General features: G+C 60.4%; 23 protein-coding genes and 1 riboswitch. Of the genes, 10 read left to right on the top strand and 13 right to left on the bottom strand.

Features of this window, described 5'->3' with window-relative positions; genetic code table 11:
* Positions 1-100 precede the first annotated feature (100 nt).
* A complete protein-coding gene (locus tag F8N80_RS18710) occupies positions 101-484 on the bottom strand; it encodes an MAPEG family protein (protein ID WP_150748743.1) in 384 nt (127 codons plus the stop codon).
* 56 nt (positions 485-540) lie between these two features.
* Positions 541-1,374 (bottom strand): EamA family transporter, encoded by an 834-nt coding sequence (locus tag F8N80_RS18705; RefSeq protein ID WP_150784428.1) that lies wholly within the window; start codon positions 1,372-1,374, stop codon positions 541-543.
* Between the two features lie 637 nt (positions 1,375-2,011).
* Here F8N80_RS18705 and F8N80_RS18700 point away from each other — a divergent pair.
* Complete coding sequence (locus tag F8N80_RS18700; protein WP_150784427.1) at positions 2,012-3,277, top strand: cation:proton antiporter; 1,266 nt, start codon at positions 2,012-2,014, stop codon at positions 3,275-3,277.
* Here the strand turns inward: F8N80_RS18700 and F8N80_RS18695 are convergent, their stop codons facing one another.
* Entirely contained in the window at positions 3,278-4,165 is an 888-nt protein-coding gene (locus F8N80_RS18695; protein WP_150748740.1) for a formate/nitrite transporter family protein, read from the bottom strand.
* 179 nt (positions 4,166-4,344) lie between these two features.
* A complete protein-coding gene (locus tag F8N80_RS18690) occupies positions 4,345-4,737 on the bottom strand; it encodes an acyl-CoA thioesterase (RefSeq protein ID WP_150748739.1) in 393 nt (130 codons plus the stop codon).
* Between the two features lie 198 nt (positions 4,738-4,935).
* Positions 4,936-5,038, top strand: a riboswitch (S-adenosyl-L-homocysteine riboswitch).
* Between the two features lie 23 nt (positions 5,039-5,061).
* On the opposite strand from F8N80_RS18690, the gene F8N80_RS18685 reads away from it, so the two are divergent.
* The 5 genes from F8N80_RS18685 to F8N80_RS18665 all read left to right on the top strand — a co-directional run bounded on the left by F8N80_RS18685 (position 5,062) and on the right by F8N80_RS18665 (position 11,636).
* A complete protein-coding gene (locus F8N80_RS18685) occupies positions 5,062-6,471 on the top strand; it encodes an adenosylhomocysteinase (protein WP_150784426.1) in 1,410 nt (469 codons plus the stop codon).
* A 162-nt stretch (positions 6,472-6,633) separates the two neighbouring features.
* Positions 6,634-7,479, top strand: a complete 846-nt coding sequence (gene metF / locus F8N80_RS18680; RefSeq protein ID WP_150748737.1) for a methylenetetrahydrofolate reductase [NAD(P)H] — start codon at positions 6,634-6,636, stop codon at positions 7,477-7,479.
* 75 nt (positions 7,480-7,554) lie between these two features.
* Positions 7,555-8,634, top strand: a complete 1,080-nt coding sequence (locus F8N80_RS18675) for a hypothetical protein (RefSeq protein WP_150784425.1) — start codon at positions 7,555-7,557, stop codon at positions 8,632-8,634.
* Between the two features lie 87 nt (positions 8,635-8,721).
* Complete coding sequence (locus tag F8N80_RS18670; protein ID WP_150748735.1) at positions 8,722-9,537, top strand: substrate-binding periplasmic protein; 816 nt, start codon at positions 8,722-8,724, stop codon at positions 9,535-9,537.
* A 221-nt stretch (positions 9,538-9,758) separates the two neighbouring features.
* On the top strand, positions 9,759-11,636 hold the full coding sequence (locus F8N80_RS18665; RefSeq protein WP_150784424.1) for a DEAD/DEAH box helicase: 1,878 nt from the start codon (positions 9,759-9,761) through the stop codon (positions 11,634-11,636).
* A 243-nt stretch (positions 11,637-11,879) separates the two neighbouring features.
* Here the strand turns inward: F8N80_RS18665 and F8N80_RS18660 are convergent, their stop codons facing one another.
* From F8N80_RS18660 to F8N80_RS18650, 3 genes are all read right to left on the bottom strand, one after another.
* Entirely contained in the window at positions 11,880-12,476 is a 597-nt protein-coding gene (locus F8N80_RS18660; protein WP_150746695.1) for a YceI family protein, read from the bottom strand.
* Between the two features lie 32 nt (positions 12,477-12,508).
* Positions 12,509-13,060 carry a cytochrome b gene (locus F8N80_RS18655; protein WP_150746694.1) on the bottom strand — a complete coding sequence of 184 codons (552 nt, stop codon included), beginning with the start codon at positions 13,058-13,060 and terminating at the stop codon, positions 12,509-12,511.
* Between the two features lie 361 nt (positions 13,061-13,421).
* Positions 13,422-15,185: a flavin monoamine oxidase family protein gene (locus tag F8N80_RS18650; RefSeq protein ID WP_150784423.1), complete on the bottom strand. Its 1,764-nt coding sequence runs from the start codon at positions 15,183-15,185 to the stop codon at positions 13,422-13,424.
* A gap of 222 nt (positions 15,186-15,407) precedes the next feature.
* On the opposite strand from F8N80_RS18650, the gene F8N80_RS18645 reads away from it, so the two are divergent.
* A complete protein-coding gene (locus tag F8N80_RS18645) occupies positions 15,408-16,814 on the top strand; it encodes an adenosylmethionine--8-amino-7-oxononanoate transaminase (RefSeq protein WP_150746692.1) in 1,407 nt (468 codons plus the stop codon).
* Between the two features lie 161 nt (positions 16,815-16,975).
* Entirely contained in the window at positions 16,976-17,695 is a 720-nt protein-coding gene (locus F8N80_RS18640) for a 16S rRNA (uracil(1498)-N(3))-methyltransferase (protein ID WP_150746691.1), read from the top strand.
* A 132-nt stretch (positions 17,696-17,827) separates the two neighbouring features.
* Here F8N80_RS18640 and F8N80_RS18635 read toward each other — a convergent pair whose 3' ends face one another.
* Genes F8N80_RS18635 through F8N80_RS18625 form a run of 3 tightly spaced genes read right to left on the bottom strand, consistent with a single transcriptional unit; the run spans position 17,828 to position 20,368 of the window.
* On the bottom strand, positions 17,828-18,730 hold the full coding sequence (locus tag F8N80_RS18635; RefSeq protein WP_150746690.1) for a transporter substrate-binding domain-containing protein: 903 nt from the start codon (positions 18,728-18,730) through the stop codon (positions 17,828-17,830).
* Between the two features lie 27 nt (positions 18,731-18,757).
* On the bottom strand, positions 18,758-19,108 hold the full coding sequence (locus tag F8N80_RS18630; RefSeq protein ID WP_150784422.1) for a RidA family protein: 351 nt from the start codon (positions 19,106-19,108) through the stop codon (positions 18,758-18,760).
* A gap of 18 nt (positions 19,109-19,126) precedes the next feature.
* Positions 19,127-20,368, bottom strand: coding sequence for a D-amino acid dehydrogenase (locus F8N80_RS18625; protein WP_150784421.1), 1,242 nt, complete (start codon positions 20,366-20,368; stop codon positions 19,127-19,129).
* 107 nt (positions 20,369-20,475) lie between these two features.
* Between F8N80_RS18625 and F8N80_RS18620 the strand changes: the two genes are divergently transcribed.
* A complete protein-coding gene (locus F8N80_RS18620) occupies positions 20,476-21,384 on the top strand; it encodes a LysR family transcriptional regulator (RefSeq protein ID WP_150784420.1) in 909 nt (302 codons plus the stop codon).
* A gap of 166 nt (positions 21,385-21,550) precedes the next feature.
* Here F8N80_RS18620 and trhA read toward each other — a convergent pair whose 3' ends face one another.
* Positions 21,551-22,168, bottom strand: a complete 618-nt coding sequence (gene trhA / locus F8N80_RS18615; protein WP_150746686.1) for a PAQR family membrane homeostasis protein TrhA — start codon at positions 22,166-22,168, stop codon at positions 21,551-21,553.
* 248 nt (positions 22,169-22,416) lie between these two features.
* Here trhA and F8N80_RS18610 point away from each other — a divergent pair, with 248 nt between their 5' ends.
* Positions 22,417-23,331 carry a LysR family transcriptional regulator gene (locus tag F8N80_RS18610; RefSeq protein ID WP_150746685.1) on the top strand — a complete coding sequence of 305 codons (915 nt, stop codon included), beginning with the start codon at positions 22,417-22,419 and terminating at the stop codon, positions 23,329-23,331.
* A 111-nt stretch (positions 23,332-23,442) separates the two neighbouring features.
* On the opposite strand, the gene madM is transcribed toward F8N80_RS18610, so the two are convergent.
* Both madM and madL read right to left on the bottom strand, forming a co-directional pair.
* The gene (madM, locus tag F8N80_RS18605) at positions 23,443-24,207 is read right to left on the bottom strand and encodes a malonate transporter subunit MadM (RefSeq protein ID WP_064680230.1); all 765 of its coding nucleotides are present in this window, start codon (positions 24,205-24,207) and stop codon (positions 23,443-23,445) included.
* Between the two features lies 1 nt (position 24,208).
* Entirely contained in the window at positions 24,209-24,625 is a 417-nt protein-coding gene (gene madL / locus F8N80_RS18600) for a malonate transporter subunit MadL (RefSeq protein ID WP_150746684.1), read from the bottom strand.
* Positions 24,626-24,659 lie beyond the last annotated feature (34 nt).

Below are 24,659 nucleotides of genomic sequence, written 5' to 3'. Positions count from 1 at the left end.
TCCCACATTTGATCTATGGCGCACCCAAACAGTGTGTTCACCGAATAAATGTGGGAGCGGGCTTGCTCGCGAAGGGGCCGGCACAATCACCAACGTATTTTCAGACAGACACCACAAAAAAGCTGACGATCAACCCCATCCCCACAAACCACACCAACGATCTCAGAGTCGCCCAGTCCGCCAGGTAGCAAATGATGTACAGCAGCCGGCTGGTGATGAACAACACCGCCAGCACATTGATCGTCACCAGCTCGGCATTGCCGGCCAGGTGTGCCACGATCACGGCCGCGGCGAATGCCGGGGTGACTTCAAAACTGTTCAGTTGCGCCGCATGCGCGCGCCTGCCCAATCCGTCCAGCGAATCGAGGAAATCCCGGGGATCATGGTTGTCTTTCAACCCGAACCCGCCACTGATCTTGGCCACGCCCGTGCACAGATAAGGCAGGAAAATAGCGATCAAAATGCACCATAGAGCAACCGTCATAAAGCAATCCCTTCTTCAAGTTTGATGCGTCGATGCTTGCGTCGACAGTGAGCCAGTCAAAATTTCATCACCAGCATGCCGATCAACACCAGCCCACAGGCTAGGAGCCGCGGTCTGCCGAAAGGTTCTTTCAGGTAACGCATGCCGAACAACACCACCAGAATCACACTGATCTCGCGCAATGCCGCCGCTTCGGCAATCGAGCCCAGTTGCATCGCCCACAGCACCAAAGCGTAGCTGAACAACACGCAGAACCCGACCGCCAACCCCAGTCGCCATTGTTGCCGCCAGAACAACATGAACGCCGGCCGCTTGCGCACCCATGCCAGCAATGGAAATGGCCAGGCGCTGAGTAACGTAACCCAGACCAGGTAGTCCAGCGGATGGGACCAGCGCCGCAAAGCCTGGCCATCGATGAAGGTGTAGCAGCCGATGCACAGGCCGATCAATGCCACCACCGGCAGCATCGACCACGGCAGCCGTGCACCGCCACCGCCCTGCCAAAGCAGGCAAAGCATGCCGAGCGGAATCAGCAGGATTCCGAAAATCTGCTGGTTCGTCAGCACCTCGCCGGCAAATATCAGCGTCAGCGCCAGCACCACCAATGGCGACAAGCCACGCATCAACGGATAAACAAGCCCGAGGTCGCCCACCCGATAAGCCTGGATCAGCAAATAGCGATAGAGCAGTTCGAACGCCGCCGATGCCAGGATCCACGGCCAGATGTCCAGGGGCGGCCATTCCACGAACGGCAGCATCAGCGCGACGAAGAGCATTGCCACACTGTCCATGCAGGCCACCACCAGCAGGCGTTCCGCACTGAATTTGATCAGGGTATTCCACGTCGCGTGCAACAGCGCCGCCACCAACACCAAAGCCGTCGCAAGCACGGCACACTCCTTTTGTTGTCCCCGCCCCCCCTGTAGGAGCTGGCTTGTCCGATCGCCGCATCGCAGCGAAAAACGCCAGGACACCGCGTTTAAGCAGAAAAACACGCGTTATCGTTGACGTCCATCGCGAGCAAGCTTGCTCCTACAGGGTTCGGGCGGAGTGATTCGCCATATGTCCACAGCTGTTTATACTGCAAGCGACCACGCCGCACTCAGTTGCGCACAGACTAATTCCAATAATTCCTGCCACCGCCCGCTCTCGTCGAGAACGGTCATCGGCATGCGTATGCCTGATCAAAGCGTCAAGACCTATTTTGCAGGACATCACCGGCGTCAGCCCCCATGGGGTGACGATCATGCTGCTGTTGTTTGGGGTCGGTCTGACGGCGGGCGGCACTTTTCTTCATCCATCTGCAACGTCGGGGTGCGGCTGCGGTCAATGTGTCCGGCTGAATCGTTGCGTCGCCAATGACATTGCTTTCGCGGGCAAGCCTCGCTCCTACAGTTGATCTTCAGCGAATACAAGATTTGTAAACGACCGAGATCATAGGTGGGAGCGAGACCGGCTTGCCGGCGAAGAAGCTCACACGGTGCAACTGCCAAAAAAACCAATCCACCTCCCATCCAAGGACCCCGGATGCTTGAACTCGTCGCTGCGTTTATCTGCCTCACCTCGCTCCTCACCTACGTGAATTTCCGCTTCATCGGCCTGCCCCCGACCATCGGGGTCATGGTCACTGCGCTGATGTTCTCCCTGTTGCTGCAAGGCCTGAGCCTTATCGGCTATCCGGGTCTGGAAGAACGAGTGCAACAGTTGATCGGCCAGATCGACTTCGGCGATCTGTTGATGAACTGGATGCTGTCCTTCCTGCTGTTCGCCGGTGCCCTGCACGTCAACTTGAATGACCTGCGCAGCTACCGCTGGCCGATCGGCCTGCTGGCGACTTTCGGTGTGTTGATTGCCACCGCCGTGATCGGCAGCCTGGCTTACTACATTTTTGCCCTGTTTGGCTGGCACGTAAGCTTTCTCTATTGCCTGTTGTTCGGTGCGTTGATCTCCCCCACCGATCCGATCGCGGTACTCGGTGTGCTACGGACCGCCAATGCGTCCAAACCACTGAAAACCACCATCGTCGGCGAGTCGCTGTTCAACGATGGCACGGCAGTGGTGGTGTTCACCGTGCTGTTGGGCATCGCGCAACTGGGCGAAACCCCGACCATCGGCGCCACAGCCATGCTGTTCGCCCACGAGGCGATTGGCGGCGTGCTGTTTGGTGGGCTGATCGGCTATCTGGTGTACCTGATGATCAAGAGCATCGAGCAGCACCAGATCGAGGTCATGCTGACCCTGGCGCTGGTGATCGGTGGCTCGGCCATGGCTTCGGAGCTGCACGTTTCGGCGCCGATCGCGATGGTGGTCGCCGGGCTGATCATCGGTAACCTGGGCCGCAACCTGGCGATGAACGACATGACCCGCAAATACCTGGACGGTTTCTGGGAACTGCTCGACGACATGCTCAACGCCCTGCTGTTCGCCCTGATCGGCATGGAGCTGCTGCTGTTGCCGTTCAACTGGCTGCATGTGCTGGCCGCGAGTCTGCTGGCATTGGCGATTCTGCTGTCGCGCCTGCTGACCGTGGCGCCGGCCATCGTATTGCTGCGACGCTGGCGCACCGTGCCGCGCGGAACAATCCGGATCCTGACCTGGGGTGGTTTGCGCGGGGGTGTTTCGGTGGCGCTGGCCCTGGCCCTGCCGCTGGGTCCCGAGCGCGATTTGCTGCTGAGCATTACCTACATCGTGGTGCTGTCGTCGATCCTGTTGCAGGGCTTGAGCATCGGCAAGCTGGTCAAACATGTCACCCGTGACGAGCCTGCGCCAACGGCACAGGCCGGGCATCACTGATTATTTTCTGGTCTTGCGCGGATCAGGCTCCTGGCCTTGATCCGCAGGTTCCTTCGGCGGCCCGCTCTCGCTGCGAATCTGCGCGTGGCTGATCAGCGCGAAGATAAAGCTGCCGCCGATGATATTGCCCACCAGCGTCGGCCCGGCGAATATCAGCCAGAAATCCTTCCACGGCAACTCGCCGGCAAACACCAGATACGACACCTCGGCCGAACCGACCACGATGTGGGTGAAGTCCCCCAGCGCCATCAGGTAGGTGATGAGGATGATGATCCACATCTTGGCACTCTCCATGGACGGGATCATCCAGACCATGGTCGCGATCATCCACCCCGAAACAATGCCCTTGGCGAACATCTGGCTGGCGTCGTTCTCCATGATCTTGCGACCGATATCGAGGAAGGCCAGATCGGTCTTGCTGTCGAAAATCGGCAGGTGCAGCATCACATACGCCACCAGTATCGTGCCGCAGAGGTTGCCCACCAGCACCACCGACCACAGACGCAGCAATCGCCCGAAATTGTTCAATGTGGGCTTGGTCATGACCGGCAGCACAGCGGTCAGGGTGTTCTCGGTGAACAATTGCTGACGGGCGAGAATCACTGCCAGGAAGCCTGCGCAGTAACCGAAACTGGCAATCACCTTGAAGCCTTCGCCATCCGGCAGGCGGGAGTTGAGCAAGCCCATGGCCATCAGCGACAGACCCATGGTCAAGCCGGCGGCCAGGGCCGACCACCACAGGGCGGCGACGCTGCGCTCGAGCTCCAGGTCGCCCTGGGTTCGGATGATTTCGTGCAGTACCGCGGCGCGGGGTGGCTGGCTCTTGTCGACTTCCTTCTTCTCTTGCGCCGAGAGGTTCGGGGTCTTGCCGTCTTTTTGCGTGTCCATAGGGCTCCGGAACCGGTGGCGTGTCATGTAGGTACGACATGCTGGGTTCGGAGCTGTTCACTGTTCGCGCAAACAAGCCGGATTCTGTAGGAGCCGGCTTGCTGGCGATGATAGCAACTGGGTTTTGCGGTGACGCTGATGACGCTTTCGCGGGCAAGCCTCGCTCCTACGGACTCGCATTACTCATCGTTAAACTGATCTTTGACGTACTTGATCTCGGTCTGGCCGTGGGGCGCGGGCAAGCCGTCTTCACCCAGATTGACGAAGACGATCTTGTCCACCGTCAGGATGCTTTTGCGGGTGATCTTGTTCCGCACTTCGCACTGCAGGGTGATCGAGGTGCGACCGAATTCGGTGGCGGTAATGCCCAGTTCGATGATGTCGCCCTGGCGCGAGGCGCTGACGAAGTTGATTTCGGAAATGTACTTGGTGACCACGCGCTGATTGCCCAGCTGAACGATGGCGTAGATCGCCGCTTCTTCGTCGAGCCAGCGCAACAGGCTGCCGCCGAACAGCGTGCCGTTGGGGTTGAGGTCTTCGGGTTTTACCCATTTGCGGGTGTGGAAATTCATATTCACTCCTGACCGTCTTGCCGATTGATGCCAGCCATCATCGCAGAGCCCGGGCCAGGGCTCTATTGAGCATCGCCTATGGCCTCGATTACCGTTCAGACATTGACCAACAGAAAGGCTTTGGAAGATCAGCATAGCCCGCTATAATCGCCCCCGTTTCAAAACGGTAACTTTCACTCGCTACCGTTTTCCCGCCACCTGTCCGAGGGGCGCTGCAGCAGGCTAGACCTGTCAGGCTCGGATGGGGCGTTGCCTGGCCTTCACTGGCTGGACACTAAACGCACAACGGCGCCCATTCGCATACATTACGAATGGAGGCTCATCATGAGCGCTGTTATCACGCCTGCAGATTTTAACGATTACAAAGTCGCCGACATGTCCCTGGCTGCCTGGGGCCGTCGCGAAACCATCATCGCCGAATCCGAAATGCCAGCCCTGATGGGTCTGCGCCGCAAGTACGCCGGTGAGCAGCCGCTCAAAGGCGCGAAGATCCTCGGCTGCATCCACATGACCATTCAGACTGCCGTGCTGATCGAAACCCTGGTTGCCCTGGGTGCCGAAGTGCGTTGGTCGTCCTGCAACATTTTCTCGACTCAGGACCAGGCCGCTGCCGCTATCGCTGCGGCCGGCATCGCGGTTTTCGCCTGGAAAGGCGAGACAGAAGCAGAGTACGAGTGGTGCCTGGAGCAAACCATCCTCAAGGATGGCGCGCCTTGGGATGCCAACATGATCCTCGACGACGGCGGCGACCTGACCGAGCTGCTGCACAAGAAGTACCCGGCGATCCTGGACCGCGTCCACGGCGTGACCGAAGAAACCACCACTGGCGTCCACCGCCTGCTGGACATGCTGGCCAAGGGCGAGCTGAAAATCCCGGCCATCAACGTCAACGACTCGGTGACCAAGAGCAAGAACGACAACAAGTACGGCTGCCGTCACAGCCTGAACGACGCGATCAAGCGAGGCACCGACCACCTGTTGTCCGGCAAGCAAGCGCTGGTCATTGGTTACGGTGACGTGGGCAAGGGTTCGGCCCAGTCCCTGCGTCAGGAAGGCATGATCGTTAAAGTCTCCGAAGTCGACCCGATCTGCGCCATGCAGGCCTGCATGGACGGTTACGAGCTGGTTTCGCCGTTCATCGACGGGATCAACAACGGCACCGAAGCCAGCATCGACAAAGCACTGCTGGGCAAGATCGACCTGATCGTGACCACCACCGGCAACGTCAATGTTTGCGATGCAAACATGCTCAAGGCCCTGAAGAAGCGCGCCGTTGTCTGCAACATCGGTCACTTCGACAACGAAATCGACACCGCTTTCATGCGCAAGAACTGGGCATGGGAAGAAGTGAAGCCTCAGGTTCACAAGATCCACCGTACCGGTCCTGGCGCATTCGATGCCCAGAACGACGACTACCTGATCCTGCTGGCCGAAGGCCGCCTGGTTAACCTGGGCAACGCCACTGGCCACCCGAGCCGCATCATGGACGGTTCGTTCGCCAACCAGGTGCTGGCGCAGATCTTCCTGTTCGGCCAGAAGTACGCCGACCTGTCGCCAGCCCAGAAAGCCGAGCGCCTGACGGTTGAAGTACTGCCGAAGAAACTCGACGAAGAAGTGGCCCTGGAAATGGTCCGCGGTTTCGGCGGCGTGGTTACTCAACTGACCAAGACCCAGGCCGACTACATCGGCGTGACCGTCGAAGGCCCGTTCAAGCCGCACGCTTACCGCTACTGATCGGACCTGCTGCCTGCTCTCCCTTGTGGGAGCGGGCTTGCTCGCGAAGGCGATTTATCATTCAACATTAATGTTGACTGACCCACCGCTTTCGCGAGCAAGCCCGCTCCCACATTGGGATGCGCAAGCCTGCAAGGCTTATGTGCTTCCAAGGATATGACCATGTCCCAAGACCGTCGCTACAGCTTCGAATTCTTCCCTACGAAGACCGATGCTGGGCATGAAAAGCTGCTCGCCACTGCTCGCCAGCTGGCTACGTACAACCCCGATTTCTTCTCCTGCACCTATGGCGCTGGCGGTTCGACCCGTGATCGAACGCTCAACACCGTGCTGCAGCTCGAAAGCGAAGTCAAAGTGCCTGCCGCACCGCATCTGTCCTGCGTTGGCGACAGCAAGGACGACCTGCGCGGCCTGCTCAAGCAATACAAGGCAGCCGGCATCACCCGTATCGTTGCCCTGCGCGGTGACCTGCCTTCGGGCATGGGCATGGCCAGCGGTGAAATGCGCCACGCCAATGACCTGGTTGAATTCATTCGTGAAGAGACCGGCGATCATTTCCACATCGAAGTCGCCGCCTACCCGGAAATGCACCCGCAAGCGCGCAATTTCGAAGACGATCTGAACAACTTCGTGCGCAAGGCCAATGCCGGCGCCGACAGTGCGATCACCCAGTACTTCTTCAACGCCGACAGCTACTTCTACTTCGTCGAGCGTGTACGGGCGATGGGTGTGAACATTCCGATCGTGCCGGGGATCATGCCGATCACCAACTACAGCAAGCTGGCGCGGTTCTCCGATGCCTGCGGTGCGGAAATCCCGCGCTGGATCCGCAAGCAACTGGAAGCCTATGGTGACGACACCGCAAGCATTCAGCGTTTCGGCGAACAGGTTATCACTGAAATGTGTGAACGTTTATTGCAGGGCGGGGCACCGGGGCTGCATTTCTATACCCTTAACCAGGCCGAGGCGAGCCTGGCCGTGTGGAACAATCTGAAGCTACCGCGCTGATAGTATCCACGCCACACCCAAAGGCCCTCTTCTGAGGGTCTTTTACATTCAACAGCCCATGGAATGTTGTTCCCCATGACTGAGCCATCCCCACCACGCCCGCAACTGGTTTATCTGGCTTTCGGCGCCGAGACTTATCACCAGGAAGCGCTGTTCAGCATTGCCAGTGCCCTGGCCTGGCTGCGTGAGACGCCCCACGCAGCGCTCGACATCCAGGTGTTCAGCGACAATCCCCTGCCCTACGCGAGACTGCCGGTGCGCGTGCGCATGCTCGACGCGGCGACTCGCCAACGCTGGAACGAACCCCACGGTTATCACTTTCGAGCCAAGCATGTTGCATTGCGCAAGGTACTCGAGGAGTCGCCAGTCGCCTTGCTGATCGACACCGACACCTTCTTTCATCGTTCACCGCTCGAATTGTTCGATCGCGTGCAGCCCGGCACCCTGCTGTGCAACGATTTCTACACCCGATACGGCACCAATAAAGAAAATGTGCTCTACAGCGCACTATCGACCACGCTCAGGGACAGAGGCCTGGCAGACGATCAGATGATGCTGCTCAACTCCGGCGTGATCGGTTTGCATCAGCAGGATGCTCAAGTGCTTGACCACTCCATTGCCCTGATCGACGAATTGTTTCCCATGGCTCGCGGGGCTTATACCCTTGAGGAGTTCTGCCTGTCGGTCGCGGCGTATCGCAGGCTGCAGGTCAGAAAGTGTCCGGACCTGATCCATCACTACTGGAGCCGCAAGCAACTGTTCAGGGCCAAAGTCAAAGCCTGGGTTGCCAAACACGCCAGGAACCCGACCAGCCAGGCGGCACTGGATGACACTCGCCGGGTGACGATGCACCTGCCGCGACCGCCCCGGACCCAGCGGTTGCTCTACAAGCTCATCACCCTGGCATTGCCCGCACACCTGCGTCAGTTCATCCGCGAAATCCTCTATGGCTGCTATGAACACCCCAACGAGTTCGACCAGGCTTGTGGACCGGTATGGTGGGAAAAAGCGTTGCAGAACCAGGAAGAACGCCTCGGCAAGCCGGTCACTCAGCACTTGCTCGAACGCTGGTTCGACAGGGAACTGGTACGGCTGATCCTGGGCAGCCGATGCCAAGCCATCCACGACCACTTGCTCAATTCGGCTTACAAATAGAGGCCTTGCGCACAATTCCCTGAAGGTCAGCGTTAAACATGCATGCCAGAGCTTCTCATTACGCCTTGAGCGTACTAACCTCAGGCCATGCCCCTTTTCTCCCAGTTGCTGACAGTCATGCTTTGTACTTGCCTGAGCTTTACCGCCCGGGGCGAGAAACTGCGCATTGTCACCGAACCCTGGGCGCCTTACGTGTACGAGGAAAACGGCAAAGCCCTGGGCCTGGACTACGAAACCACGGCGATTGTCTTCAAGCGCCTGGGGATAGAAGTCGACTGGCAGTTCCTGCCGTGGAAACGCTGCCTGTCGATGCTCGAGCAAGGTCAGGCGGACGGCGCGCTGGATATCTTCCACAGCGATGAACGCGACGCGACCCTCCTGTACCCCAGCGAACCCCTCTCGGAAGTCGAGTTCGTGATGTTCTATGCCAACGAACGGCCCTATCCGTTCCGGACCCTGGAAGCATTGCGCGGCCTGACCATCGGCACCTCGCCGGGTTATCTGTACAGCAAGGATTTTCGCGAATCGTCGCTATTCACCCGGGAACCGGCAGCCAGTCATGGGGCCAACTTCGGCAAACTGGTGCGCGGGCGGATCGACCTGCTGATTACTGACCGCCGGGTCGGCCAGCATTTGCTCGACGAGTTGAACATTCGCGACAAGATCACCGAAAACCCGCTCGTCATCAGCCAGCAAAGCCAGTTCCTGGCGCTGCGTCGCAACGCGGGCATGGACTTGCTGGTACAGCGCTTCAGCGCCGAGCTCAAGCGCTTCAAGCGCGAGCCCGCCTACGCAGAATTGAGCGCCCGATACGGTGCCGACCCGGCGAACGGTGCGAAGGCCGCCAAGGCTGCGGCCATGACCCGCAAAACCGTTGAGCAGCAGGAAAGCGGCGCGCAGTGATTGCTCTGTTATACTCCGGCCTTCCCGCCAGGCTCACGCCCGGACGCTCGGACTCGTTCAAGGCATCTCGACCCCGCTACAGCGCAGCTTTCAGCCCGCGCGAGCGCTCCAGATGAGCCTTCGAGGCCCAGCAGGACCGGACGGGATTGCGTCCCCTTAAACGCCATTCGCGCCAGGCAAGACTCCCATTGGGCCAAGCCCTAACTAAAACAGGATTACTCATGTCCTTTGCTTCCCTCGGTCTCTCCGAGGCTTTAGTCCGCGCCATCGAGGCAGCGGGCTATACCGAGCCTACTCCGGTGCAACAGCGGGCCATTCCCGCCGTGTTGCAAGGTCGCGACCTGATGGTCGCGGCACAGACAGGTACGGGTAAAACCGGCGGCTTCGCCCTTCCGATCCTGGAGCGGTTGTTCCCCAATGGTCATCCGGACAAGTCCCAGCGTCACGGTCCGCGTCAACCACGGGTACTGGTCCTGACCCCTACCCGCGAGCTCGCGGCTCAAGTGCATGAAAGTTTCAAGGTCTATGCCCGCGACCTGAAGTTCGTCAGTGCCTGCATCTTCGGCGGCGTTGGCATGAACCCGCAGGTTCAGGCCATGTCCCGCGGTGTCGACGTGCTGGTGGCCTGCCCCGGCCGTCTGCTCGACCTCGCCGGCCAAGGCAGCGTCGACCTGTCCCACGTGGAAATCCTCGTGCTGGACGAAGCCGACCGCATGCTCGACATGGGTTTTGTCCATGACGTGAAAAAGGTCCTGGCCCGTCTGCCGAGCAAACGTCAGAACCTGCTGTTCTCGGCGACCTTCTCCAAAGACATCACCGACCTCGCCGGCAAGCTGCTGCACAACCCGGAACGCATCGAAGTCACGCCGCCAAACACCACGGTCGAGCGTATCGAACAGCGCGTGTTCCGTCTGCCAGCCAATCACAAGCGTTCATTGCTGGCGCACCTGATCACCGCAGGCGCCTGGGAACAGGTGCTGGTGTTCACTCGCACCAAGCATGGCGCCAACCGCCTGGCCGAATACCTGGACAAACACGGTCTTACCGCCGTCGCCATCCACGGCAACAAGAGCCAGAACGCCCGCACCAAAGCCCTGGCCGACTTCAAGGCCGGTGAAGTGCGCATCCTGGTCGCCACCGACATCGCCGCTCGCGGCCTCGACATCGATCAGTTGCCACACGTGGTCAACTTCGAACTGCCGAACGTTGACGAAGACTATGTGCACCGTATCGGCCGTACTGGCCGCGCCGGTCGTTCGGGCGAGGCGATCTCGCTGGTGGCGCCGGACGAAGAAAAACTGCTGAAAAGCATTGAGCGCATGACCCGGCAGAAAATTGCCGACGGCGACCTGATGGGCTTCGATTCCAGCGCTGTGGAAGCCGAGAAGCCTGAAGTGCGCGAGCGTCCGGACGTGCGTAACCCACGCAATCCACGTGGCCCTCGCGGCGACGGGCCGAACGGCACTGGTGGCGGCGGCGGTCGTAAAGACAAAGGCAAGGACAAGGGCGGCAAGGAAAAACCTGCCGCCGCTGGCCGTGGCGAGCGTCCGGCCCGTGAACACAAGCCGCGCGAAGGCACCCCGGCTCGCGAACAACAGCGCCCGGCTCCTCGCGCCGCTGCTGATCGTGCTCCCGATGAGTTCCTGGACGACGATATCGATAACTTCGGTAACCGCGTCGACTACGTACCTCAAGCCAAACCGGCTCAAGGTCGCGGCCGCCGTCCGGGTGCTCCGGCGCAAGGCACGGCAACCACTGGCACCGGCGCTCCGCGCAGCGGCAAGCCACAAGGTCGCCAGAGCGGTCCGCGCAGCAGCGACGGCGCCACCACCGGCACTCCACCGGCCAAGCGCAGCGGCCCGCGCAATGGTGCTCCTCGTGACGGCCAGGCCCGTCGCGAAGAGTCCCGCAACCGCCGTCCGGCCCGTAGCGACGACCAGCCGCGCTCGGAACCGGCCGTGCAGAACCCGCGCGGTCCGGCACCGAAGATCATTCACAAGGAGTCGAAAACCGACCGTTTCCCGACTCCTGAGCAGCTTGATCAACTGCCAGGCCGTCCGCGTGGTGAGAAACCAGCGTTGCTGACCCGCAATCGCTGATTTAGCGCTGCAATAAAAAATGCCCCGGATCGCAAGACCGGGGCATTTTTTATGCGTCAACATAACCCTGTAGGAGCGAGGCTTGCCCGCGATGGATGCACCTCGGTTTCTGTTATGTCGCTGATGACGCCTTCGCGGGCAAGCCTCGCTCCTACGGGGGGTGGCGTCCACGAAGATTGTGTTCGGCAATAAAAAACGCCCCCAATCGCGAGATCGGGGGCGTTTTTGTGTCAGGCGCGAATGTTATTTCGCTTTCACACCTTCAAACGAAACGTACAGCTCGACCGCATCGGACTGTGGGCCCAAATCTTTCTGCTTGCCGAAATCCGAACGCTTGATGCTGGTGGTGCCTTCGAAGCCGGCACGGTAGCCGCCCCATGGATCCTTGCCTTCACCCAGGAAAGTGGCCTTGACCACGATCGGCTTGGTCACACCGGCCAGGGTCAGGTTGCCACTCACGTCAGCCGTGTCTTTGCCCGCGGCGTTTTTGCCGGTGGATTTGACGCCGGTGGAAACAAACGTGGCTTTGCCGAACTTGCTCGCGTTCAGGAAATCACCGCTGGCGATGTGCTTGTCGCGCTCGGCATGATTGGTGAACACGCTGGCGGTATTCACGTTGAACTCGATCTTGCTGTCTTCCGGCTTGGTAGCGTCGAAGCTGAACTTGCCGTCGATATCCTTGAAGGTACCGGTGATGTAGCTGTAGCCCAGGTGGCTGATCTTGAAGTCGACGAAAGCGTGCTGGCCTTCCTTGTCGACGACATAGTCAGCAGCCATTGCATTGCCGGCGGACAGCAGGGCAGAACCGATTGCCAGAGCGGCGAGCGTCTTTTTCAACATGCTTTCTATTCCTTTGGAGTCGAGATTGAACATCAGGCTTTGCGCCCCAGCATTCGCGTCAGGGTCGCATCACGATCGATAAAGTGGTGCTTCAATGCTGCCAACGCATGGAGAGCGGAAAAAATTACCAGCACCCACGCCAGGTAGAAATGAATCACACCGGCGGTATCTGCCTGGTCCGGTAGTCCGGACACCAGCGCAGGCACTTCAAACAGGCCAAACACCGGAATCCCGACACCGTCCGCGGTGGAAATCAGGTAACCGGCAATCATCACGGCAAACAGACTGAGGTAGAGGAACCCATGGCCAAAGCTGGCGCCGATGCGCGTCATCCGGCTGTAGCTTTTCAGCGCCGGTGGCGGCGGGCTGATAAAGCGCCAGAGCACCCTCAGGACCATGGCGGCCAACAGCACCAGGCCAATGCTCTTGTGCAGGTCCGGCGCGTCTTTGCGCCAGCTGCTGTAGTAGTCGAGACCGACCATCCACAAGCCCGACGCAAACAGACCGAAGACAACCAGCGCCACAGCCCAGTGCATGAAGATGCTGACCCAACCGTAGCGCGAAGAGGAATTACGTAGCTGCATTGCCCAAATCCTGTGAGAACTGCGACCAAGACTATCGAGTTATCTATCGATTTAAAGCGGAAAATTTCGCTTTGAAATATCGAGAAATACGATAAAGAGTTTGAAATAGAGGAGTTAAGGAAAGATTAAAGAAACATTTGTGGCGGGATGTTAGTGGCCAGCAGGAGTTTTGATAGTGACTGAACAGACGCTTTCGCGGGCAAGCCCGCTCCCACAGTGGGCGCAGACATTCTCAAACTTAATGTACGACGCCGATCCCTGTGGGAGCGGGCTTGCTCCGGGCGGCGATCCGACGAAAGCGATAGTGCAGCCAATAAAAAAGCGCGGCATGAAAGCCGCGCTTCAGCTCACCCCAAAAGGCTTAGTGCGCCTTGGTCATGGTCACTGCCGGTGTCGTCGCAGCAGGCTTGGCCGCTGGCTTCTTCGCCGCTTCAGCTTTCTTGGCTGGATCTTTTGCCGGAGCCTTTTTAGCCTCGGTTTTCGCTGCAGGTTTCTTCACCGGCGCCTTGGCCGGAGCTTTTTTGGCGGGCTCCGCTTTCACAGGCACCACAGGCTTCGGCGCTTCAACCGGTGCTGGCGCAGGAGTCGGAGCTGGCGCCGGTGCGGCCGGTGCTACTGGTTCAGGCGCCTTGACCGGTGCTGGCTTGTCATCCGAGCCTCCAAACAGGTTGCTGAAGAAGTTGCCCTTCTTCGCCGCCACCGCGCCGGCCGCCACAGCGGCCGCCGCCGGAACAACCTTCGCTGGTTCAAACGACTTGCCAGCCGCCAGGTCTTCCACTTGACTGGCCGCCCGCTGCCCCGTGCGCAAGGCTCCTTCCAGAGTGCCCGGGTACAAGGTGTCCGTGTGTTCGCCAGCGAACGCTACACGCTGAACCGGACGCTCCCACAGGCGCCAGTACTTGCTGATCTGCCCCGGACCGAAAGCCAGGTAAGCGCCGCCCATCGACGGGTCGGTGCTGTAGCGGCGGATTTCATAACCGGTGAACGAACCGCGCGCCTGTGGATAAAAAGCGTGCAAGCGGATCAATACCTGATCGGCCATCTGTTTGTCGCCGAAGGCCTGCATCACCCGCGCGTTGTCGCCGGACAGGTTGATCACCACATTGGCACCACCCTTCAGCGCCGGCTCGACCCACAACATGCCCAGACCGGTGTTGCTGTAGATTTCGCCGGACATGCGCGCCTTGCTTTCCCACACCGGCGTCTTGAACTTGAGCAGGATCTGGTCATGCCAGCCGTAGTTGGTGCCTTTGATTGCGGCCATGTGCTGGGCATCCAGCGCCGGGGTCATCTGGATCTTGTTCAGCGCGCGCAACGGCACGGCCACGACCACGTAGTCAGCCTGATAACCGACGCTGCCGACTTTGACGGTCACGCCGTCCTTGTCCTGGATAATGGCCGAGACCGGAGCGCTGGTCTTGATGGTCTTCAGTTGCTTGACGAAAGCCTGGGCCAATACCGGGCTGCCACCGAGCAGGCGCGAGGCGCGCAGGTCACGGTCGGAGACGCCACGGTACACCCGGCTCTGCTGGGCGAAGTACAGCAGCGACAGGCGCGAAGGTTCGTCATAGCGGGTACGGATCTGCTGGTTCACCAGCTGACGGGCAGTGGCTGGCAACGACAAACGGTCGAGCCAGTTGGAGACGTTGATCTGGTCCAGGGCATGCAGCGTACTGTTCGCTGCCGGGTTCTGCGGATCTTCGATCGAACGCGCCAGATCGTCCAGGGTCTTCTCGTAGCGCTTGAGCGCTTCGGCGGTGGCGGGTTCCTTGGTAGCCAGATCGGCCGCGGTGTAATACACGCCGTCGATCAGGTAACCCGGCGTGCGCACGAACTCGGGGGCCGGCGTGATGCCCAGCTTGAAGGTCGAGACGTACTTGTTCAACACCGGCTGAGTCTTGTCGTTGCCGATCCATTCGCTGGTGGCCATGCCGGAGCGGCCGCCCAGACTCGGCTTGGCTTCCAGCAGAGTGACCTGCCAGCCCTTGTTCTGCAGCTCATAAGCAGCCGTGAGGCCCGACAGGCCACCGCCGATCACGATCGCCGTTTTATCCTTGGCCAGCGCGGACACGCTGAACAGCCCCAACATCACCAGCGCACAGGCGCGCAGCCAACCAGCAGACATTCAGCGAACTCCGGAAATACATGAGGAAATAGCGGTTTTACGAGTCAGACGACCCCAAGAACCGCGAAGAATACGTTAGCCATCAAAACGCCGCCAGCGACGTCTATCGTCCTATACAAAGTAGCTCAAACGGCGCAATGGGTTGTCCCGAGGACGCGCATTGCATAGGCTTGCCCGATTGTTTGCCCGCGCATGTCGCGAGCCGCCTCGAGGAGACTGAACATGGGCTTGAATAATCAGTGGATGCAACGCGATCTCGCGGTGTTGTGGCATCCCTGCACCCAGATGAAAGACCACGAACAGCTGCCGCTGATCCCGATCAAGCGCGGTGAAGGCGTGTGGCTGGAAGACTTCGAGGGCAAACGCTACCTCGACGCTGTCAGCTCCTGGTGGGTCAATGTGTTTGGCCACGCCAACCCGCGGATCAACCAGCGCATCAAGGATCAGGTCGATCAGCTGGAACACGTGATCCTCGCCGGTTTCAGCCATCAGCCCGTGATCGAGCTGTCCGAGCGTCTGGTGAAGATGACGCCGGACGGCCTGACGCGGTGCTTCTATGCCGATAACGGTTCGTCCTGCATCGAAGTTGCGCTGAAAATGAGCTTTCACTATTGGCTCAACCGCGGCGCGCCTGCCAAGAAGCGCTTTGTCACCCTGACCAACAGCTACCACGGCGAAACCATGGCGGCGATGTCGGTGGGCGATGTGCCGCTGTTCACCGAAACCTACAAGGCCTTGCTGCTGGACACCATCAAGGTGCCGAGCCCGGATTGCTACCTGCGCCCGGAAGGCATGGGCTGGGAAGAGCACTCGCGCAATATGTTCGCCGCCATGGAACAGACCCTGGCCGAGAACCACGACACCGTGGCTGCGGTGATCGTCGAGCCGCTGATCCAGGGCGCCGGTGGCATGCGCATGTACCATCCGGTGTACCTCAAATTGCTGCGCGAAGCCTGCGATCGCTATGGCGTGCACCTGATTCATGACGAAATCGCCGTCGGCTTCGGTCGCACCGGGACGATGTTCGCCTGCGAACAGGCCGGCATTCGCCCGGACTTCCTCTGCCTGTCCAAGGCCCTGACCGGCGGTTACCTGCCGCTGGCGGCTTGCGTGACGACGGAAGATGTCTACAGCGCGTTCTACGACGACTACCCGACCCTGCGCGCCTTTCTGCACTCGCACAGCTACACGGGTAATCCGCTGGCCTGCGCGGCAGCCCTGGCGACGCTGGATATCTTCGAAGAAGACAACGTCATCGAGAACAACAAGGCTCTCGCTCAACGCATGGCCTCCTCCACCGCCCATCTGGTGGATCACCCGAACGTTGCCGAAGTGCGTCAGACCGGCATGGTACTGGCCATCGAGATGGTCAAGGACAAGGCCACCAAGGAAGCCTATCCGTGGCAGGAGCGACGTGGTTTGAAGGTGTTCCAGCACGCGCTGGAGCGAGGTGCTTTACTTCGACCGTTGGGCAGCGTGGTGTATTTCCTGCCGCCGTATGTGATCACTCCGGACCAGATCGACTTTCTGGCTGAAGTGGCCAGCGAAGGCATCGACATCGCGACTCGTGACAACATCAGTGTTTCGGTGCCGAAAGACTTCCACCCGGGCTTCCGTGATCCGGGCTAGGTTATTTGGGATTCTGTGGTGTCCGGGCCGCCGCCTTCGCGAGCAAGCCCGCTCCCACAGTTGATCGCACTCCAATGTGGGAGCGGCGGTGCGACGATTCGACTTGCTCGCGAATGAAGTCGACACCGATTCAGATGATTAACACTTTCCAGAGAACCAGCATGAGACTGTCCCGCTTCTTTATCGACGCCCCCCTGAGCACTGGCGAGCACGAACTGCCCGAAGCCCAGGCCCATTACATCAGCCGCGTGCTGCGCATGGCCGAGGGCGATGCGTTGCAACTGTTCGATGGCTCGGGCCACGAGTTTCGCGCCACCCTGGTAGACGTCGGCAAGAAGCGCGTCGTGGTGCAGATCGATGAAAGCTTCACCGGGCAAGTCGAGTCACCGCTGCAGATCCATCTCGGGCAGGGTCTGTCCCGTGGCGAGCGGATGGACTGGGCGATCCAGAAAGCCACCGAACTGGGCGTGACTGAAATCACTCCGATCTTCAGCGACCGCTGCGAAGTCCGGCTGAAGGACGAGCGCGCCGACAAACGCCTGATGCACTGGCGCCAGGTTGCGATCAGCGCTTGCGAGCAATGCGGGCGTTCACGGGTGCCGGTGATTCATCCGCCGCTGCTGTTGGCTGATTGGTTGAAACAGACCGAGGCCGAGCTGAAGCTGGTGCTGCACCCGGTGGCTGAACCGATGGTGAGCCATGCCAAACCTGAGACGTTGGCGTTTCTGATCGGGCCGGAAGGCGGGTTGTCCGACGCTGAAGTCGAGCAGGCCAAGGCTGGCGGTTTTCACGCAGCCCGCCTCGGCCCTCGCGTGTTGCGCACCGAAACCGCGCCCGTCGTGGCACTGGCGGTGGCACAACAACTGTGGGGCGACTTCTAGGGCCTCTTCGCGAGCAAGCCCGCTCCCACATTTGATCTCTGAACGACACAGATCAAGTGTGGGAGCGGGCTTGCTCGCGAAGGCCGGCGACGCGATCTACAAGACACAAAACAGAATCTGATCGTTCAGAAACTATTGCACCGGATCACTCACCGGCTTGGCAATGATCGCCTTGAGTTCGCTGGTCATTGGGAATTCCAGGTTCAGGCCTTTGGGCGGAATCGGCTGCTGGAACCAGCGGTTGTAGATGCCATTGATCTCGCCCGAACTGTACAGATCGGCGAGTGTCGAGTTCACCAACTCAAGAAACTGCGGATCACCCTTGCGCACCATGCAGCTGTAGATTTCCCGCGACTGCTCCTCGCCCACCACAACCCAGTTATGCGGATCCCGGGCCTTGGCACGCTCACCGTAAAGCAGCGCGTCATCCATATAGAACGCCGCTGCCCGACCCGACTGCAACATCTGGAAGGCTTCGCCGTGGTCTTTGGCACTGATCACGAACATATCGATCTTGTGATCGATGTTGTAGCTCTTCAGAAACCGCTCGTTGGTGGTGCCGGCGGTGGTTACGACGTTCTTGCCGCGCAGGTCGGCGAAGCGCTTGATGCCGCTGTCCTTCGCCGTGAGCAACTGACCCTTCACGTAGATGAACCCGTAGGAAAACGCCACTTGCTGCATGCGCTCGGCGGTCACGCCGGTGGAGCCGCACTCAAGGTCGACTGTGCCGTTCTGCACCAGCGGAATGCGCGTTTGCGAGGTCACCAGGTTGTACTTCACCTGCAGATCCGGCAGCTCAAGCTTTTGCTTGATGCGCTCGACAATCTTGCTCGCCAGGTCCACCGAATAGCCCATCGGCTGCCCCGTGTGATCACCCACGTAGGAGAACGGCACCGACGCGTCGCGATAGCCCAGCGTGATGCTCTTGGCATTGGCGACCTTGTTCAGTGTGCCGGTCAGTGGCGCTTCGTTGGCCTGGACCTGACTGGCGAGCAGCAGGCCGAGGGTGCAGCCGATCAACGTGATTTTTTGCATTGTTATTCTCCGTTGTGGGTAAGGCGATTAGCGGCGGGCGGCGATCACGGTGATTTCCACCAAAACCTCTGGACGGGCCAGTTGCGCCTGCAAAGTAGTGCGGGTCGGCGCGTTGCCCGGTGACAGCCACTGCGACCAGACCTCGTTCATGGCGGCGAAATCGCGGCCAATGTCGTTCAGGTAAATGGTCGCGTTGAGCAGATGATCCTTGTCGCTGCCAGCTTCGGCCAACAACGCATCGATCTTCGCCAGCACCTCGGCGGTTTGGCCGGTGACGTCGGGGCTGTCACCCGGAACCTGTCCCGAGAGAAACACCAGATCACCAAAGGTCACCGCGCCAGAGAGGCGGCTGTTGCTGTTGATACGGTCGATGCTCATCGGTTTTTCCTTTTCAAGTCAGGCGACGCGGGGGGCGAGGCCCTGCATTTCGATTGAAGGTGGGCGCCGGGCGATCAACTCGCTGAGCAACCGGGCGCTGCCACAGGCCAGGGTAAAACCCAAGGCGCCATGACCGAGGTTGAGCCACAGGTTGCGGTACGCCGTGGCCCCGATCAACGGCACGCCGCTGGGGGTGGCCGGGCGCATGCCGGCCCATTCGATGGCGGCGGTGTAATCGCCGGCATTGGGCAAGGTTTCCTGCGCCTGGCGTTTGATCAGCGCCAGGCGTTTGGGGTCGAGCGCCGGGTCGAAACCGACAATGTCGACCATCGCCGCCACGCGCAGTTGCTCACCGATGCGGGCGTAAACGATCTTGCGGTTGTAATCGGTAATGCTCAGCTCCGGCGCGCGATGTTCGGCGCGGATGGGCAAGGTCAGGCTGTAGCCCTTGAGCGGATACAGCGGCAGGTTCATGCCCGGCAGCGCCAGCGCCGGACTGCGATGACCGGCGGCAATCACCAGCTGCTCGACCGGCAGCACCTGCGAACCCATTTCTACGGCCTGCACCGCGCCGTCCGCGTGACGAATGCCGGTGACCTTGCGCCCGAGTAAAAACTCGCAACGCCCCGACGCCTGGAGTCGAGCCAGCAGTTGCTGGCAGAAAGCATGGCAATCGGCGACTTCTTCGTCGGGGGTATAAATCGCACCCACAAACGGAGCCTCGGCGAGTGCAGGCTCCAGCTGCGCACATTCGGCCCGCGACAACACGTGCTGTTGTCGCGGATCGGCCAGACCATGGCGAGCATGCTCAAAACTCGCGGTTTCACGAAACGTCACCAGTTTGCCGTTGCGTCGCCAGTCGAAGCCGTCGAGGTGGTCTTCGTCGCGCCAGCCTTGCAGCGTGGACTGGCTCAGCAGCGCCAGGCGCAGCAGGTGCGCACCGTTGCGCTGATTCACCGAACGACGGCAGGCCGCCAGGAAAGATGCCATCCAGCGCCATTGCGCCGGGTCCAGGCGCGGGCGCAGCTTCAACGGCGAGTCACCGCGCAGCATCCAGCCAATCGCCTGAAGCGGTACGCCGGCATCGGCCAGTGGCGCGACGTAACGGTAGGACAACTGGCCGCCGTTGGCGAAACTGGTCTCGCTGCCCAGCGAATCCCGGCCCTCGATCAGCGTCACGTCGATGCCGTCACGAACCAGTGCGTAAGCCGTCGTCAGCCCGATGACGCCACCACCGATGATGCAAACCCGCTGAGCCATGTCTGTCCTTAACCGTTGTTGAAACAGGCCTCAGGATAGGACCAGGTGACAACCGTTGAACAATGTCTAAAGATGTCTGCCCCATAAACAAAGGTTATGGACTTGCCATGCGACTGCGACACATCGAGATTTTCCAGGCCATTCGCCAGACCGGTTCGGTCAGTGGCGCCGCGCAGTTGCTGCACGTATCGCAACCGGCGGTGAGCAAAGTGCTGCAACACGCCGAGCAGCAACTGGGCTTTGCGTTGTTCCTGCGGGTGCGCGGTAAATTGCAGGCTACGCCCGAAGCGCTGGAGCTCGAGCGCGAGGTCGACAAGGTCACCGAAAGCCTGCAAGGCGTGCGACGTCTGGCCCAGAGCCTGCGGCGCGAGCCGGGTCGCAGCGTACGGATCGGCGCGATCCCGGCCCTGGCCCTGTCGCTGCTGCCGCCGGCCATCAATGAGTGGACGCAACGCTACCCGGACATTGTGTGCGAGCTGTCCAGCGCACACAGTCGTGAGCTGATGCAGAATTTGTTGATGCGCGAAGTGGATGTCGCGCTGACTTTGCAGCCGCCGGATCATCCGGGGTTGAAGGCGCAGGTGTTGGCCTGCGGGGTTTTGGTGGCGCTGGCGCCGTTGGGTTATTGGGCCGACGACGCCTTGGGCCAACCGTTGCCGTTGAGCGAACTGGCCGGTGCGCCGCTGATCGGCCTGTCCAGCGCCGACCCGCTGGCGGTCAGGCTCGACAGCTACCTTGAGGCGGTCGATCCGCCGCCACGGGTTCGCATCGCCGTGCAGACCTATTCGCTGGCGCGGGCGATGGTTGAATCCGGTGCAGGACTGGCGGTGATCGATCCGTTTACCGCGCTCGGCGCGTCCCCCGTCGCCACGGCGATTCGACCTCTGGCGCCAGCACTGCCTATCACCCTGTACGCGGTCACCCGCGCCGACGAACCGCCGCCCCATACCCTGAGCGACTTGTTGCAGGTATTCAGCCGACGGGCGCAGGCGCAACTGGATCACCTGTGTCCCTGAGGGAGCGAACCTGCTCGCGATCCCCTGTAGGAGCGAGCGGTGCGGCGATCCGACTTGCCCGCGAAGAACGATGACGCGGTGTACCTGATATACCGCGGGGCCTTGTTCGCGGGCAAGTCGGATCGCCGCACCGCTCGCTCCTACAGGTTTTGAGTTGCAGTGCGATCTACAAGACATAAAACAGGATCGCCACAAAGTGCAGCAAACTCCCGGCGATCACGAACAGGTGCCAGATCCCGTGGGCATGGCGCAAACGACTGTCCAGCGCAAAAAAAACAATGCCCACGGTGTACAGCACGCCGCCAGATGCCAGCCAGGCGAAACCCGTACTGCCCAGCGCCGCCAGTAACGGTTTGACCGCCACCAGTACGATCCAGCCCATCACCGCATAGATGACGATCGACAGAATCCGCGCTTCCGAACGCGGTTTGATTTCTTGCAGGATGCCGATCAGCGCCAGCCCCCAGACAATCCCGAACAGCGTCCAGCCCCACGGCCCGCGCAATGTCACCAGACAAAAAGGCGTGTAGCTGCCAGCAATCAGCAGATAGATCGAATAGTGATCGACCTTCTGCATGATCTCTTTCTTGCGCCCGCGCACGCTGTGGTAAACGGTCGACGCGCTGTAGAGCACGAGCAAGGTGAATCCATAGATCGCCACGCTGACGATCTTCCACGGGTTGCCGTCCATACCGGCGATCACCAGCATCCACACCACCCCGACAACCGCTGCCACCGCCCCGACCAGATGCGTCCAGGCGTTCAATCTTTCCCCGTGATACATGTGTTGCTCACCTCGAAATTCATTGCAACATAGCGCAAGGCTCAAGCCTTGAGACTAAAAGCGCGATGTTTCAGAACGCAATCCCCCCTGTAGGAGCCGGCTTGCTGGCGATAGGCCCTCAAGACTTGCGGTGTTCTTCAGGACGCCTTCGCTGCGATGCGGCGACCCGACAAGCCAGCTCCTACAAAAGGCCTGCGTACCCCCTGGTAATTGGGCACAATCGAGCCATTCGAACAAGAGCCACGCCCATGCTGATCGATGAAGAGTTGACCCTGAAAAAACTCGAGGTATTCCTGGCCTTCATGCGCACCGGCAACCTGGCCCGGGCTGCCGCCGAATTGCAGACCAGCAACGTCAGCGTGCACCGGGCGATCCATTCCCTGGAAAGCGCCCTGCGCTGCCCGCTGTTCAAGCACGAAGGCCGCAATCTCACACCGCTGGAAAGCGCTTATGTGTTGGAAGAACGGGCGCAGAAGCTGATTCAGGACGTGGTCGAAACCGTGCGCCTGACCCGCGAAGCCGCCGGGTTCTCCGCCGAGCGCTTCAAGCTCGGCTCGCTGTATTCGCTGACGGTGAAAACGGTGCCGCAGCTGATCATGGGCCTGAAGATCCGTCGCAGCGAGCTCAACATCGACCTGATTCTCGGCTCGAACTTCGACCTGTTGTACAAACTCAAGAACATGGAGGTCGACGCGATCCTGGTGTCGCTGGACGAGAGCATCAACGATCCGGACTGCGAGCAGATCCCGCTGTTTTCCGACGATATCTTCCTCGCCACCCCGGCGGATTCGAAGTTCGCCCAACGGACCGAAGTGGATCTGGCCGAAGTGCGCGACGAGACGTTCATTACCCTGACCCAAGGCTTCGCCACGCATCAGGATGGGAAACGGGTCTTCCAGCAGGCGGGGTTCGAACCCAAGGTGGCGATGCAGGTCAACGACATCTTCACCTTGCTGAGCATGGTCAGTTCGGGGGTGGGTTATGCGTTGCTGCCGGGGCGGATTGCGGCGGTGTATGAGAACCGGGTGAAGTTGATTCCGTTGCAGGCAAAGTATCGGTTGCAGCAGCACATCGGGGTGGTGTTTCTGAAGGCCAAGGAGAGGGATCCGAATTTGCTGGCGTTGCTGGCGGAGTGTCGGATGTATGCCAATCGGCAGGCTTGAGACCGCGTCGCTCCCTTCGCGAGCAAGCCCGCTCCCACAGGGGAATGCATTCCAATGTGGGAGCGGGCTTGCCCGCGAAGGCGTCGGTACAGTCAAAGATGATCTACCGGCTTAACCGACAATCCCGCGAACAATGAAGTACAGCAACGAAGGCCCGAGCAAGCACCCAAGCCCGGTATGAAAGGTCGCGGTCAACGCGCCATAGGGCACCAACCGCCGATCCGTCGCCGCCAGCCCGGCCGTCACGCCACTGACGGTACCCGCCAAGCCACCGAACACCATCGCCGAGCGCGGGTTATCCAGCCCCATCCAGCGCGCCGCCATCGGTGTGCCGACCATCACCAGAATCGCCTTGATCAACCCGGTCGCAATGGACAGCGCCATCACATCGGAGCTGGCCCCAATCGCCGCGCCCGTCACCGGCCCGACGATGTAGGTGACTGCACCCGCGCCGATGGTGGTCATGCTGACCGCATCGCGATAGCCGAACGCCCAGGCAATGCTCGCCCCGACAATGAACGGCAGAATCGTGCCGAGCAGCAGGGCGATGACGCCGATCAACCCGGCTTTTTTCGCTTCGGTGGCCTGCACTTCAAAGGCCGTGGCGACGATTGCAAAGTCACGCAGCATGGCACCGCCCATCAAACCGATACCGGAAAACAGGGTCAAATCCGCCAGACCTTTTTGCCCGCCCGTCATGGTGCCGCCGACCCAGGCCAGCACCAGGCCGATCACGATGGCAATCGCCGAACCATGGATGCGTCCGAACGTCAGACGTTTGGACAATATCACCGACACCCACATGATCACGCCAACAAAGGCGAACGCTGTCACCAGACCGTTATGTTCCAGACCTTTTTCGATGAGATCCCACATATCAGCGGCCTCCAACGGGTGCGCCAACCGGCGTTATTTCTGCCGGTTCATCGGGCAAGGGTTCGCCTTTATGAGTCCGGCTGATCAACGCAATGGTGCAACCGCAGATCACCACCGAACCGATCGCCGCGAGTACCGCCACCGGGCCGCCGTGCAGCGCGGTGACGACGTTCTGTTGCGCCGCCATCGCGACCACCACCGGAATGTACATGGCGCCCCAGAAACCGACGCCCAGCTCGCAATCTTTGGTCATGCCGCCGCGCTTGTGCATCCACAACCGCGCGCAGATCAGCAGGATCATCGCGATCCCGACGCCGCCGACGTTGGACTTCACACCCAGCAACACGCCAAGCATGTCACCCATGATCACCCCTGCCAGCGTACAGATCGCCAACAGCGCCACACCGTAAATAATCATTGTTGTAGTCCTCAAAGTGCATCGTCGAATGTTG

The sequence above is a fragment of the Pseudomonas fluorescens genome, from assembly GCF_902497995.1.
Classification (GTDB): Bacteria; Pseudomonadota; Gammaproteobacteria; order Pseudomonadales; family Pseudomonadaceae; genus Aquipseudomonas; species Aquipseudomonas fluorescens_BK.
This window is presented reverse-complemented; position numbering and strand designations above follow the sequence as displayed.